This is a genomic window from Streptomyces cinereoruber, from assembly GCF_009299385.1.
GTDB classification, from domain to species: domain Bacteria; phylum Actinomycetota; class Actinomycetes; order Streptomycetales; family Streptomycetaceae; genus Streptomyces; species Streptomyces bikiniensis.
Genome location: NZ_CP023693.1, coordinates 1,318,576 through 1,331,760, shown reverse-complemented (window position 1 = coordinate 1,331,760; position 13,185 = coordinate 1,318,576). Strand labels below are relative to the sequence as shown.

General features: G+C 77.0%; 12 protein-coding genes. 8 read left to right on the top strand and 4 right to left on the bottom strand.

Features of this window, described 5'->3' with window-relative positions; all coding sequences use genetic code 11:
• Positions 1–104: 104 nt before the first annotated feature.
• Positions 105–596, bottom strand: coding sequence for a MarR family winged helix-turn-helix transcriptional regulator (locus CP977_RS05725; protein ID WP_062758200.1), 492 nt, complete (start codon positions 594–596; stop codon positions 105–107).
• Positions 597–724: 128 nt separating this feature from the next.
• Here CP977_RS05725 and CP977_RS05720 point away from each other — a divergent pair, with 128 nt between their 5' ends.
• The 4 genes from CP977_RS05720 (at position 725) to CP977_RS05700 (ending at position 6,013) form a co-directional block, all read left to right on the top strand.
• Entirely contained in the window at positions 725–2,398 is a 1,674-nt protein-coding gene (locus tag CP977_RS05720; RefSeq protein ID WP_152369726.1) for an SDR family oxidoreductase, read from the top strand.
• Positions 2,399–2,763: 365 nt separating this feature from the next.
• The gene (locus tag CP977_RS05715; RefSeq protein ID WP_152369725.1) at positions 2,764–4,137 is read left to right on the top strand and encodes a cryptochrome/photolyase family protein; all 1,374 of its coding nucleotides are present in this window, start codon (positions 2,764–2,766) and stop codon (positions 4,135–4,137) included.
• Between the two features lie 125 nt (positions 4,138–4,262).
• Entirely contained in the window at positions 4,263–5,021 is a 759-nt protein-coding gene (locus CP977_RS05710; RefSeq protein WP_152369724.1) for a sigma-70 family RNA polymerase sigma factor, read from the top strand.
• A gap of 335 nt (positions 5,022–5,356) precedes the next feature.
• On the top strand, positions 5,357–6,013 hold the full coding sequence (locus CP977_RS05700; protein WP_062758196.1) for an alpha/beta fold hydrolase: 657 nt from the start codon (positions 5,357–5,359) through the stop codon (positions 6,011–6,013).
• Between the two features lie 95 nt (positions 6,014–6,108).
• Here the strand turns inward: CP977_RS05700 and CP977_RS05695 are convergent, their stop codons facing one another.
• The gene (locus CP977_RS05695) at positions 6,109–7,206 is read right to left on the bottom strand and encodes a MerR family transcriptional regulator (RefSeq protein WP_152369723.1); all 1,098 of its coding nucleotides are present in this window, start codon (positions 7,204–7,206) and stop codon (positions 6,109–6,111) included.
• 38 nt (positions 7,207–7,244) lie between these two features.
• Positions 7,245–7,952 carry an adenosylcobinamide amidohydrolase gene (locus CP977_RS05690; RefSeq protein WP_183953351.1) on the bottom strand — a complete coding sequence of 236 codons (708 nt, stop codon included), beginning with the start codon at positions 7,950–7,952 and terminating at the stop codon, positions 7,245–7,247.
• Between the two features lie 226 nt (positions 7,953–8,178).
• On the opposite strand from CP977_RS05690, the gene CP977_RS05685 reads away from it, so the two are divergent.
• The 4 genes from CP977_RS05685 (at position 8,179) to CP977_RS05670 (ending at position 12,645) form a co-directional block, all read left to right on the top strand.
• Positions 8,179–8,835, top strand: coding sequence for a fasciclin domain-containing protein (locus CP977_RS05685; RefSeq protein WP_062758190.1), 657 nt, complete (start codon positions 8,179–8,181; stop codon positions 8,833–8,835).
• Between the two features lie 286 nt (positions 8,836–9,121).
• Positions 9,122–11,140 carry a hypothetical protein gene (locus CP977_RS05680; protein ID WP_229991802.1) on the top strand — a complete coding sequence of 673 codons (2,019 nt, stop codon included), beginning with the start codon at positions 9,122–9,124 and terminating at the stop codon, positions 11,138–11,140.
• Positions 11,141–11,167: 27 nt separating this feature from the next.
• Entirely contained in the window at positions 11,168–11,473 is a 306-nt protein-coding gene (locus tag CP977_RS05675) for a hypothetical protein (protein WP_109186599.1), read from the top strand.
• A gap of 377 nt (positions 11,474–11,850) precedes the next feature.
• Positions 11,851–12,645 (top strand): thioesterase II family protein, encoded by a 795-nt coding sequence (locus CP977_RS05670; protein ID WP_062758186.1) that lies wholly within the window; start codon positions 11,851–11,853, stop codon positions 12,643–12,645.
• Here the strand turns inward: CP977_RS05670 and CP977_RS05665 are convergent.
• Entirely contained in the window at positions 12,611–13,156 is a 546-nt protein-coding gene (locus tag CP977_RS05665; RefSeq protein ID WP_062758184.1) for a TetR/AcrR family transcriptional regulator, read from the bottom strand. The genes CP977_RS05670 and CP977_RS05665 overlap by 35 nt on opposite strands.
• Between the last annotated feature and the right edge of the window lie 29 nt (positions 13,157–13,185).

Here is a 13,185-nt window from a genome sequence, read left to right as displayed (position 1 = left end):
CACGGAACACCACGTACGCGTGCTCTCGTCGGACCTTCCGCCTCGGCGGGCCGCGTGGATGCACCCGTTCGGCGGACGCGCGCCCTTCTTGTGGAGCGCCAGTCTCAGCGGCGCGGTACGCGCAGGGCGCCCAGTTCGTCGTTGAGGACGTTCAGGAAGCGCAGGGCCACCGCGAGTTCGTCGGCGTCGAACCGGTCCCGCGCCCGGGCCGTCGCCTCCGCGAGAGGCAGGAAGTACCGGCGGGCCGCCGCCCGCGCCCCGTCCTCGTAGCGCACGTGCACCACGCGGCGGTCGGCGCTCTCCCGGGACCTGCGGATGTGCCCCGCCCGCTCCAACCGGTCCAGACAGGCCGTCACCGCGCCCGAGGTCAGCCCGAGGTGCTCCCGGAGCCGCCCCGGCGTCAGCGGCTCGGGGCTGTCCAGGACGACGGCGAGCGCCTGCACGTCCGTGGGGTGCAGCCCCTGCGCCTGGGCGAAACCGTGCACCAGGCGGTTGATCTCACCCTGCGTCCGACGCAGCGCGACGGCGAAACTGTGCAGGTCACCGGCCGCGCCCGGAGGGGCGGCGGAAACGTCTCGGTCTTCTTCGCGGGCCACGCGTTCAGCCTATAGACCTCGCCCTCCCGCATCCGTCCGGGCCATGGTGGGAGAAGAAGTGGCGTGGGACCCGCCCTGCGCGGGTCCCGGCGAGCCCGCCCCCGGGACGGAACGGAGCACCCCCTGCCATGGCGACACATCCCAGGGCCACGCCGGAAGGCCCGGACCCCGAGGAGCCGTCCGGCCCCGGCCCCGGCCTCGACTCCGGCCCCGCCCCTGACTCCGACCCCGGCCCCCGCTCCGGTCTCTGTCTCGTGACCGGCGCCGGCGGCTACATCGGCGGCCGGCTCGTCCCCGAGCTGCTCGACACCGGCCGCAGCGTGCGCTGCCTGGCCCGTACCCCCGCCAACCTCCGCGACTACCCCTGGGCCGACCGGGTCGAGGTCGTCAAGGGCGACGTCACCGACGCGGCGACCCTGAGGCCCGCGTTCGAGGGCGTGGAGGTGGCCTACTACCTGGTGCACTCCCTCGGCTCCGGACACGACTTCGAGGAGACGGACCGGCGCGCGGCCCGGACCTTCGCCGAGGAGGCCCGCGCCGCCGGCGTCCGCCGCATCGTCTACCTGGGCGGCCTCACCCCGCAGGGCGTGCCCGAGCGCGAACTCTCCCCGCACCTGCGGTCCCGCGCCGAGGTCGGGCGCATCCTGCTCGACTCCGGCGTCCCCACGACCGTGCTGCGGGCCGCCGTCGTCATCGGCTCCGGCTCCGCCTCCTTCGAGATGCTCCGCTACCTCACCGAGCGGCTCCCCGTGATGCTGACGCCCAGCTGGGTCAGGACCCACGTCCAGCCCATCGCCGTGCGCGACGTGCTGCGCTACCTCGTCGGCAGCGCGGACATGCCGCCGGACGTCAGCCGGGCCTTCGACGTCGGCGGCCCGGACGTCCTCACGTACCGCGACATGATGATCGAGTACGCGGCGGTCGCCGGACTGCCCAAGCGCCTCATCGTGTCCGTGCCGATGCTCACCCCCGGCCTGTCCAGCCACTGGATCGGCCTGGTCACGCCCGTCCCCGCCGGCCTGGCCCGGCCGCTCGCGGAGTCGCTGCGGTACGAGGTGGTCTGCGCCGAGCACGACATCGCGGAGTACGTCCCCGATCCGCCCGGCTCCCCGATCCCCTTCGGCCGCGCCCTCACCCTCGCCCTCCAGCGGATCCAGGAGGCCAAGGTCACCACCCGGTGGTCCTCCGCCTCGCTGCCCGGCGCGCCCAGCGACCCGCTGCCCACCGACCCCGACTGGGCCGGTGGCAGCCTCTACACCGACGAACGCGAACGGACCGTCGACGCCCCGCCGGAGACCCTCTGGAAGGTCGTCGAGGGGATCGGCGGCCAGAACGGCTGGTACTCCTTCCCGCTGGCCTGGGCCGTACGCGGCTGGCTCGACCGGCTCGTCGGCGGCGTGGGCCTGCGCCGGGGCCGCCGCGACGCCCAGCGGCTCCGGGTCGGCGACGCGCTCGACTTCTGGCGGGTCGAGGAGATCGAGCGGGGCAGCCTGCTCCGGCTGCGCGCCGAGATGCGGCTCCCCGGGCTCGCCTGGCTGGAGATGCGCTCCGAACGCGACGAGGAGGGCCGGACCCGCTACCGCCAGCGCGCCCTGTTCCACCCGCGCGGCCTCGCCGGGCAGCTGTACTGGTGGAGCGTGGCGCCGTTCCACGCCGTCGTCTTCGGCGGCATGGCGCGGAAGATCGCCCGCACGGCGGAGCGTGCGGCGGCCGGTGAACCCGTGGTGCCGGGGGACGGGCCGGCCGCCGCCCGCTCCGGCGACGTACCGGCCCGGGCGGGGGAGGCGCCGCCCCGCGGCTGAGGTCCGCGTTCCGGGGGCGTATCCGCCCGCCGGGGCGCGTGTCGCCGTCGCCGGTCCGTCGCGGGACGCCGGCCCGTCGCGGGTACGCCGTCGCCGCGACCGGTCCGTCCTGAGTACGCCGCCGGTACGCCCGGCGCGGGCCGTCTCCGGGACCGGCCCCCGGCACGCCGCCTTCGTCGCCGGCCCCCGGGGCGCGCCGGTCCGCGCGGAGCGCCTCCGCATCCGTGCACCGGCCGCAGGGAGAAAAGGGACGGCACGGCCGCCACGCGGCCGCAGCCGCACCACGGCCGCACCACAGTCGCAGTCCACCGGGCGCCCTGCCCCCGCGGGCGCCGTCCGATGGCCGAACCCCAGGAACAGGCGCCATGACCGTCTCCGTCGTCCTCTTCACCTCCGACCTCCGGCTGCACGACCATCCGCCCCTGCGGGCCGCCGTGGACGCGGCGGACGAGGTCGTCCCGCTGTTCGTCCGGGACCCCGCCGTCGACCGGGCCGGGTTCGCCGCCCCGAACCGGCTCGCCTTCCTCGCCGACTGCCTGGCCGACCTCGACGCCGGACTGCGGCGGCGCGGCGGGCGGCTCGTCGTGCACGCGGGCGACACCGTGGCCGAAGTGTGCGGCGTGGTGCGGCGGTCCGACGCCGACGAGGTCCACATGGCCGCCGACCACTCGGCCTTCGCCCGCGCCCGCGAGGAACGGCTGCGGGACGCCCTGGAGGCGGACGGGCGCCGCCTCTACGTCCACGACGCCGTGACCACCGTCGTGCCGCCCGGCGACGTCACCCCGCAGGGCTCCGACCACTTCGCGGTCTTCACCCCGTACTTCCGCCGCTGGTCGGGCGAACCGCTCCGGTCGCCCCTGGCGGCCCCCCGGGCGGTACGGGTGCCGAGCGGCCTGCGCTCCGACGAACCGCCGTCGCGCGCCTCCGTGGCGGGCGTGTCCGAGGGCCTGGCGAAGGGCGGCGAGACCACGGCCCGACGCAGGCTCGGCGCCTGGCTGTCCCGGCACGCCGACGCCTACGGGACGGGCCACGACGACCTAGCCGGGGACACGACCTCGCGGCTCTCCCCGTACCTCCACTTCGGCGCGCTCTCGGCCACCGAGGCCGTCCACCGGGCCCGCGCCCGGGGCGGCCCGGGCGCCGAGGCCTTCGTGCGGCAGCTGTGCTGGCGGGACTTCCACCGCCAGATGCTGGCCGTGCGGCCCGCGATCGCCACCGAGGACTACCGGTCCCGGCACGACCGCTGGCGGCGCGGCGCGGCGGCCGAGGCGGACCTGCGGGCCTGGCGGGAGGGCCGTACCGGCTACCCCGTGGTGGACGCGGCCCTGCGCCAACTCGCCCACGAGGGCTGGATGCACAACAGGGGCCGGCTGCTCACCGCCTCCTTCCTCACCAAGACGCTCTACCTCGACTGGCGGGAGGGCGCCCGGCACTTCCTGAGCCTCCTCGTGGACGGCGACCTCGCCAACAACCAGCTCAACTGGCAGTGGGTGGCCGGGACGGGGGCCGACAGCCGGCCGAACAAGGTCCTCAACCCCGTCGCCCAGGGCAGGCGGTACGACCCCGACGGCGCCTACGTCCGCCGCTGGGTCCCCGAACTCGCCGCCCTGCCGGGCGCGTCCGTCCACGAACCCTGGAAGCCGAAGGACCGGGAAGGGGTCGCGCGCGACTACCCCGAACCGCTCGTCGCCCTCGCCGAAGGCGCCGCCCGCTTCCGGCACGGCAGGGGCCTGGAGTAGCGCGGGAAGCGGTGCGTCGAAAGAGGAGAGGCGACGCACAAACGATGCGAGTTGTTCCGCCTCGTCCTCCGGCCGGAGGCTGAGGGGACCGAGGGCACGGAGCCCCGGCGAGGAGGAGCTTCGCCATGAACGCAGCCCGTACGGCCGCCCGCCGCCCCGTCCCCGCGCACCGGGAGGGCCTCCTTCCGGGCGAGGAGGTCCTCCCGGGCGAGGAGGCTCCTCCGGCCGCCCTCTCCGACGCGGAGATCGGCCGGGGGCTCGTCCGGGGCGACGAGCGCTGTCTCGCCCTCGCCCACCACCGCTGGGCGCGCCTCGTGCACACCCTCGCCTCCCGCGCCCTGGGCGATCCGCGCGAGGCCGAGGACGTCGCCCAGCAGGTCTTCCTCGCCGCCTGGCGCGGCCGTGCCGGATACCGTCCCGAGCGCGGCTCCGTGCCCGCCTGGCTCGTCGGCATCACCCGGCGGAAGATCGCCGACGCCCTCACCGCCCGCACCCGCCGGCTCGACCTCGTCGCCGCCGCCGGAGCCGCCCTGCCCCCGTCCGACGGGACCGGGGAGGGCCCCGACCACGTCCTCGACCGGATCGTGGTCACCCGCGAACTCGCCCGTCTGCCGCGCGTCCAGCGCGACGTCCTGGCCCTGGCGTTCTTCGCGGACCTGACGCAGACGCAGATCGCCCACCGGACGGGCCTGCCCCTCGGCACCGTCAAGAGCCACGCGCGCCGGGGCCTCCAGCGCATGCGCCGCAGCCTCGGCGCCACCGAAGCGGCCGCGGGCGGGGTTGTCCCCGGCGGGATGGCCCCTGGCGGGGAGACCAGCGGCAGGGCGGTCCCCGGCGGGGCGGCCGGCAGCAGGGCGATCAGCGGCAGGGCGGCCGTCGCCTGAAATCCGCCCCGGGCGACCTGACTTTCTACGCCCCGCGCGCGAGGCCCTTCCCCGCTCCGCGCGGCCGCGCCTCCGGCACCCGGACCGCCCCGGCGGCCTTCCCGTCCGGCGGAGCCCGTACCTGACGGGCCGTGGGGCCTGGCAGACTGCGACCCACACGGCCGCCTCCCCTCGTCACGAGCGCTCGTCACGAGCGGACCGCTCGCCCGGGGAGGCGGCAGGCGACTCCTGGAGGCCCCCATGGCACAGCGGCCCGGACACGCGGCCCACGAGGCCCGCGCGAGCGGGTTCCCACCCCGGCCGCCGCACCGGCGCGCGGACGGGACGGCCGCGCGGTGAACGTCTGCCGTGTCCGGCGCGCCACCCCCGGCGCCCTCCTCGTCCGCAGCGCCCCCGTCGCGCCCGCCGCCCCCACCGCCGCCGTCCTGCTGCTCCACGGCGGCCGCGCCGACGGGCCCGAGCCGCCGCCCGCCCTCAACCTCCCCGCGCTGCGCATGCGCCCCTTCGCCGCCGCCGTGACCCGTGCCGTACGGGGCCGGAGCGTCCTCGTCGCCGAGGTCCGCTACCGCCACCGCGGCTGGAACGGGGCGCGCGCCGACGCCGCGCGGGACGCCGAGACCGCCCTGAGCGACCTCCGGGAGCGGATCGGGCCCGTGCCCGTCGTCCTCCTCGGCCACTCCATGGGCGGCCGCGCCGCGCTCCGCGCCGCCGGCGACCCGGCCGTGCGCGGGGTCGTCGCCCTCGCGCCCTGGTGCCCGTCCGACGAACCCGTCGAACACCTCGGCGGCCGGCGCCTCTACCTGCTCCACGACGAGACCGACCGCGTCACCTCCGCCCGCGAGTCCTGGGACTTCGTCCGCAGGGCCCGGGCGGCGGGGGCCGACGCGGTGGGCATCCCGATGCGGATCGGCGGGCACGCCATGCTCCGGGGCGCGGACCTCTGGCACCGCCGGGCGGCCGAGCTCACGGCGGCGCTGCTGTCGCACGGCTGAGCCGCCGGACCCGGCCCCGTACCCCCCACACACGAGGGAAGCGCATCCCCGTCCCCCGGAGGGGAGCGCGCCCCGCCGCACCGGGGGAGCGCCCGTCACACCGGAGGCGCGGCCCGTACGCCGGCCTGGTGGCGGGAGAGCGCGTCCAGCGCCTCCCGCAGACCGCCCGGGCGCAGCGTCCCCGGCTCCGGGGTCCGGCCCGCCCAGCCGGGGCCGGCCAGGAGCACCAGCGGACGCGTCCGCGCCCCCTTCACGCCGAACGAGCTCCCGGCGACGTGCCGGGCGAGGGCGTGGTTCGCGGTGGACCGCGCCTGCGACCAGAGGACGACCGCGGCCGGGCCCATGCGCCGCACGGCGGCGTCGAGCGCCTCGGCGGGGACGGCCGCGCCGAACATCCGGGTCGGCAGACCGCGTTCGGAGAGGCCCGCCGCCAGCGCCTCCAGGGGCAGCGTGTGCTGCTCGCCGGGCACACAGGCCAGGAGGACGGGCGGTACGGGGGCCACGGAGCGGTGTCCGGCGGGCACGACCTGCCGGAGCGCGGTCGACACGTGCCAGGACAGCAGGTGCTCCACCTCGACGTAACGGTCCCCGGACGACTCCCACTTGCGCCCCACCGCGTGCAGGGTCGGGGCCATCACCTCCTCCCAGGCGGTGACGAGCCCGTGGTCCGCGACGGCGTCCCGGAGCAGGGCGTCCAGGGCGGGGCCGTCGAGCCGCACGGCGGCCCGCGCGAGCCCCCGGCACTCCCGCCGCACGTCACCGAGCGGAAGCCCGTTGCCGGACCCGGGCTGCCGGGCCGGTCCCGGCTCCTCGGGCCGGTCCCGGCGCGGTCCTCCAGGGTGGTCGGGGTACGACTCCGGCTCCGCGGACCGGACCCGCGTCCCCGGCTCCGTACCGGGAACCGCGCCGGGGCCCGCCGTACCAGGAACCTCCGTCCCGGTCGTACCAGGAGCCGCCCTGGCCGTCCGTACGATCCGTGCCGCCTCGGCCGGAGGGGCGCCCGAGGCCGTCAGACGGCACATCTCCTCCAGCATCGCGACGTCCTCCGGGGCCCACCGCCGGTGCCGCCCGTCCTCGCGGGCGGCGGGGCCGATCCCGTACCGCCGGTCCCACGAGCGCAGGGTGGTCGGTGAGACCCCGAGGCGGCGCGCCACCGCGCCGGTGGTGAGGCCGTACGTCGCCGAATCGCTCATGGGGCCAGGTTACGACGCACGAACGATGCGAGTACGCCTCAGGCGCCGGGTCCGGTGCGTTCGGCGGCCAGCAGGCCCGCGCAGGCCTCCCGGGTCGCCCGGTGCACGGCGCGGGCGAGCCGCGCGCCCCAGAGCGAGCGAGGCCCGGCGAACGGCTCGGCGCCGGACCCGACAAGGGCGGGGGCGGGCGCGGCCACGCAGACCGCGTCCGTCGGGGTGCCGGAGGCGTCCGCGCCCAGCTCGACCAGGGCCTGCGTCTTCGCCTCGGTGGCGGTGGCCACCGCGTTCACCAGGGCCGCGTCCGTCAGGGGCACGGGCAGCGACACGATGATGTTGATCGTCCCGGGGTGCGGGACCGCGACCCCGCCGACGCCCGGGGCGGCGGCCCAGCCCCGTACCCCGATCCCGGCCGTGACCACGGCGTGCGCGCCGCCGTCCACCGCGTGGCGCCGGTCCGCGACCGAGGCCGCCGTCATGAGCCCCACGCCCGGGCCGGGGAGCCCGGCGCCCGCGGCGAGTTCGCGGAGGTGGGCGACGGGGTCGAGCCGGTCGTAACCGGGCGGCACCTGGGCGTTGACCACCCACTCCCGCTCGCCGATGCCCCCGCCGAGCACCGCGCTCGACACCATCCGCACGCCCGGCCCCGGGACCCAGACGAGGAGCGGCCACTCCCGCCCCTGTTCCGTGTGGCCGAGGAGGACGGCGTCGGCGAGGGACGGGCGGGCGGGGAGGGTCCGGGAGAGCACCCCACACCCTAACGCGCGGCCCTTTTCTCACTCGAACGGGTGAAAGCCCCGCCTGGACCCATCCGACCGGCACCCGGCTCCGAATCACCCGTGACAGCAGGGCCGGAAGTGAGCGATTCGCCACGGACGGCCCGGGCGCGCCACCGCCCTCCCCGCCGGGGAGGCAGTGCCGTCTCCTTCATACGTGCGCAGTCCTCTACGCATCCGGACCAAAGAGGTTCCTCCCATGACCACTTCCCGCATCCGCCGCGCCGCCGTCGCCGTGGCCGCCGCGGCCGTGCTGCCCTTCTCCCTGGCCGCCTGCTCGGACTCCGGAAAGGACGAGGCCTCCGGGGCCGGGGCCCCGGCCTCCAGCGCCCCCGCGCAGGAGACCGCCTCCTCGGCCCCCGCCGACTCGGAGATGACGCCCGACGGTCCGTTCGGCCCGGCCTGTGCCGGTGTGCCCAAGGAGGGCGCCGGTTCGTTCGACGGCATGGCGAAGGACCCCGTCGCCACGGCCGCCTCCAACAACCCGGCCCTGTCCACCCTGGTGACCGCCGTCAAGAAGGCCGGCCTGGTCGACACCCTCAACAACGCGCAGAACATCACCGTGTTCGCGCCCACCAACGACGCCTTCGCGAAGATCCCGAAGGCCGACCTGGACAAGGTCCTGGCCGACAAGGACATGCTCACCAAGGTCCTCACCTACCACGTGGTGGGGGAGAAGCTGACCCCGAAGCAGCTGGAGAACGGCACCTTCGAGACCCTTGAGAAGAGCACGCTCACCACGAAGGGCTCCGGCGAGGAGTACACGGTCAACGACTCCTCGAAGGTCGTCTGCGGCAACGTCCCCACGGCCAACGCGACGGTCTACATCGTCGACACCGTCCTCATGCCCAAGTAGGAGTTCGAGCAGGCGCCCGAGCAGGCGCCGCGCGCGCGTGACCCGCGGCGGGAGCGGCCGCGGGACGGACCGAACGGGATCGGACCCACACGCGCGACACGCCCGAAGGGCATCCACGCGCGGGACCACCGGAACTTGGGGCCGGTGGTCCCGTGCCCGTGCCCGTGTCCGTGACCGCCCCCGGCGCCGCGCCACTCCGCGTCCGTGCCATGCCGTGCCGCGCCGGAGGCGTGGATCCGCCACCGACGCGGAGTGACGCCGGGCCCGTCCGACTCGTTTGCCGGGCATGCCGTCCCGTCACGCCCTCCCCGGCGCCGCGATATCCGCCCACCGCCCCGCCCGCGAGGCCGCCGAGGCCGCGCTCGTCGAGCACTACCCCACGCTCGTACGGCTCGCCCACCTCGTCCTGCCGCCCGCGCTCGGCCGCCACCGCCGCGTCCTCGCCGCCCACGCCCTCGTACAGAACTCCCTGACGGAGGCGGCCCGTCGGCCGAAACCCGGGACGCACGGGGCCGGGACACCGCCCGCCGGGGCCTCCCTGCCGGGGCAGCGCTCCGGCGAGCGCTCCGCGCACGCGTGGCTGCGGGCGACCGTCGTCCGCGCCGCGCTCCGCCCGCCGCGCCGCTTCCCGCCCGCGTTCCCGCTGCCCCTGGTGCTCGGCCTGCGGCTCTTCCCCCGGGCCGGGGGAACCGACGAACTCGCGCTCGACCGGGCCCTGGCCGAGGCCGCCCCCGAAACACGGGCCGCGCTCGCCCTGCGGATCCTCGAAGGCCTTCCCGCCGACGCGACCGCCCGGCTCCTCGCCTCGGTGGGCGTGGCGGACCCCGCCGTCGCCCTCCGCGCCGCCGAACGGATCGAGGCGGCCTCCGGAACCGACGTCGGGGCGCTCCTGCGCAGCGCCGAGTTCGACCCGTGCACCGTCCACACCCGCCCCACCGACCTCCTGCGCCGCCGCCGGCGCACCCGTCTCGCCACCCTCGCCGGTGTGCTGCTGCTCGTCACGGCGGGCGCCGCCGTCACCGCAGGGGTCCGCGCCGGGACGGAACCGGAGTCCGCCTCCCCGTCCGCCAGGGCCCGGACGACCGACCCCGCCGCGCTCCTTCGCACGCCCGCCGACCGCTGGGCCGACACCTCGCGCGTCGACCTCACGGCCTGGCCCGCGCGCGGTGCCGGGACGCGGGACACGGCCCTGCTCCGGCGGGCCCTGGAGGCGTGGGCCCGGGGCGCCGGGGACGGCGTCCGGCGGACCGCCACCCCCGGCACGCCCGCCTCCCCGCCCGCCGAACCGCCCCGCCTCCTCTTCGCAGGTCCGGTCGACGGCGCGGACGTGGTGCTCCTGCACGACGGGCGCAGGCTCGCCCGGTACGCCGAACCCCGCGGCGGACGGGGGCCCGCCGTCCTCGACCTCGCGCGGGCCGACGACGCCGACGTCACCACCGGCGCCGCCGTGGTCCTCATCCGCACCCCCGGGCGGGTCCGGTACCTCCTCGCGCCCTGGATCGCGGGGGCGGCGGTACGGGACCTCCGCGCGCCCGGCACCGCCGCCCGCCCGCTGGACGTCACCCCGGACGGCGTGACCGCCCCCGTCCCGTACGACGCCCCGTACACCCGTGGGCGTGCGCCCGGCGCGTGCGCGGGCGTGACCGCGCTCCAACTGCGCTCCTCGACCCGGATCGTGGAGGACCACGCCTTCCTCCTCGCGGACCTCGGGGAACTCGCCCCGGCACACCTCACGTGGACGCCCCCGCCGGGGGCGGGCGCCCCGGCCCGCGCGCCCCGCGAGGCGACCGGCGCACGCGGGCTCGCGGCCTGGGCGCGCTCGGCCTGCTCCCTGGCGCCGCTGCACGGCACCGGGGTCCGGTCGGTCAACCGCTGGGAGTACGCCGAACAGCTCCTGCCCGATCGGGCGGGCCGGGCCCTGTGGGTCTGCTCCCGCGTCGAGACCTGGGAGGGGAGCGGCCGGGCGGCCGTCTCCTTCGAGGCGCCGGGCGGCACCGCGCCCCGGCCCGTGGCGGAGCTCCGGGACACGGCGGCGTGCGGCCGCTTCGGGCAGCACGTCCTCGCGGGGACGTACTGGACGGCCCCGTCGGGCGCGCGGTACCTGCTCTCGGCGGGCAGTCGCCGGCTGACCGGCGTCACCGCCGGGGGAGCCGTGACCGCTGCCGCGCGCGGCCCGTTCCTGGCGGTCCGGACCACGGCGGAGGGGCCGGTGCGGCTCACGGGCCGGCTTCCCGACGGCTCGGCGCTCCCCGGGCTCGCCGGCCCCCCGGGAGTCACCGGATCTCCGGGGCTCACCGGCCCCTGAGCCCTCGTCGGCATTCCGGAGGCGGTCGTGCGCGGCTCCTCGCTCGTCGTCCACGCGGTGATCGCCGTGACGGGCGTCGAGATGCTCCGCCGCGCCGGCCCTTCCGGGGCCGGTACGAGCTCCACGGCCGCCGCCCAGGCCCTCGCGACCGGCCTGCTTCCGGCTCCTGACCCCGGACCCGTGCGGCGGCTTCCCCGGCCGGGCCGCACGATCCTGGACAGCGGTGTCGTCACCGGCACCCCGACCGCCGTCCTCCTCGGCCGGTTCGAGGGGCGTTCCGAGGACCGCTCCGAGCGGCGGGGCGGGGAACCGGAGCCGCGCGCACCCGAGTGAGGGGCGCGCGGCCGGCGGGGGCAGCGGACCGGGACGGAGGGGGGCGGGCGACGTCGGCCACGTGCTCGCCCGGCCCCGCGGTCGCCCGGTTCGGGTGGGAGGCCTCCCGCGCGGAACCGCTCGGCGAAAGCCCCGGGAGACCGGCCGGCAGGCGAGCGCGTCACGGGCCGGGAGCGTGACCGGGTCTCCCCGATCCGGCTTGACGAGGGGGACGAACGCCTCGTGACGGGCGGGCTCCAGGCGCGCGCCGATGCCGTCGAGGCGCACGCGGTCGTACGCCGCCTTCGGCGCGAGCTGCCACCGGGGCGCAATCGCGGCTTAAGGAAGGTGGGCGACGATGACGCGTTCCCAGGGAAACCGATGCGAGGAGTGCTGGCATGACGGGGCTCACGGCCGACAGCGACGTGTGGATCAGGCGCTTCCATCCGCCCGCGGCGGGCGAGCCGGAGCGGACTCCGCTGGTCTGCTTCCCGCACGCGGGCGGGTCGGCCGCCTCCTTCCACGGCCTCTCGGGGCTGTTGGCCCCCGCGGGGATCGAGGTGCTCGCCGTGCAGTACCCGGGACGCCTCGACCGCAGGAGCGAGGCTCCGATGGAGGACGTGCGGGAGATCGCGGCCGCGGTGGTCGCGGCCCTCTCGCCGTGGGCGGATCGCCGGCCGGCGTACTTCGGGCACAGCATGGGCGCCGCCGTCGCCTTCGAGGCGGCACGGCTGAGCGAGCCCCGGATGCTGTTCGCCTCCGGGCGGCGCGCGCCCTCGACCCACCGGGAGGAGGCCTTCCACCTGCTCGACGACGACGCGCTGATCGCCGAGACGGTGCGGCTCAGCGGGGTCTCGGCGGAGCTGCTCGCCGACCCGGAGACGCGGGACCTCGTCCTGCCGCCGCTGCGCGCCGACTACCGGGCGATCGAGACCTACCGCCCGGAGCCGGACGCCGTCGTCCGGGTGCCCGTCGAGGTGATCCTGGGCGACCGGGACCCGCGCGTGACCGAGGAGGAGGCACGGGCCTGGCAGGCGCACACCACGGGGGAGTTCGGCTGCACCGTCGTGCCCGGCGGCGGGCACTTCTACCTGACGGACCGCACCGACGAACTCGTCGCCCTGATCACCGGCAGGCTCGCCGCCGGGGCCGAGTCGGTCAGCGTCGCGGTGGCCAGAGGCCGTCGATCATGACCGTCAGGACCTGATCGGCCTCGTCGGGTGCGTGCTCGCGCGTCCAGGCCGCCGCGGCGATCAGCGCGAACAGCTCGGCCGGCGAGATGTCGTCCCGCACCTCGCCGGTCCGCTGCGCCCGCTCCAGGAGCTGCTGGCCGGACGACTGCATGGACGTACAGGCGTCGTTGAGCTCGGAGGTCTCGTCCTTGAGGCTGTCCATCAGCATGGTCACGAGCCCCCGGTACGTGGTGGCGTGCGCCACCGCAGCCCGGACCCAGGTCGCGAGGGCCGCACCGGCCGGCTCCGTGGCCAGCAGTTCCCGTGCGGTGCCGCCGAGTTCGGAGAGGCTGTCCCGGAGCATCGTCTCCAGCAGCGCCTCCCGGGTGGGGAAGTGGCGGTACAGCGTCGCGTTGCCCAGTCCCGCCTGCTTGGCGATGTCGTCGAGTGAGGTCTGGATGCCGTGCGTGTCGAAGGCCTTCCTGGCCTCGGCCAGGAGTCGCTCGTAGTTGCGGCGGGCGTCTGCGCGCATCGTGCTGTCTTCTCCTCGGCCGTGTTCGA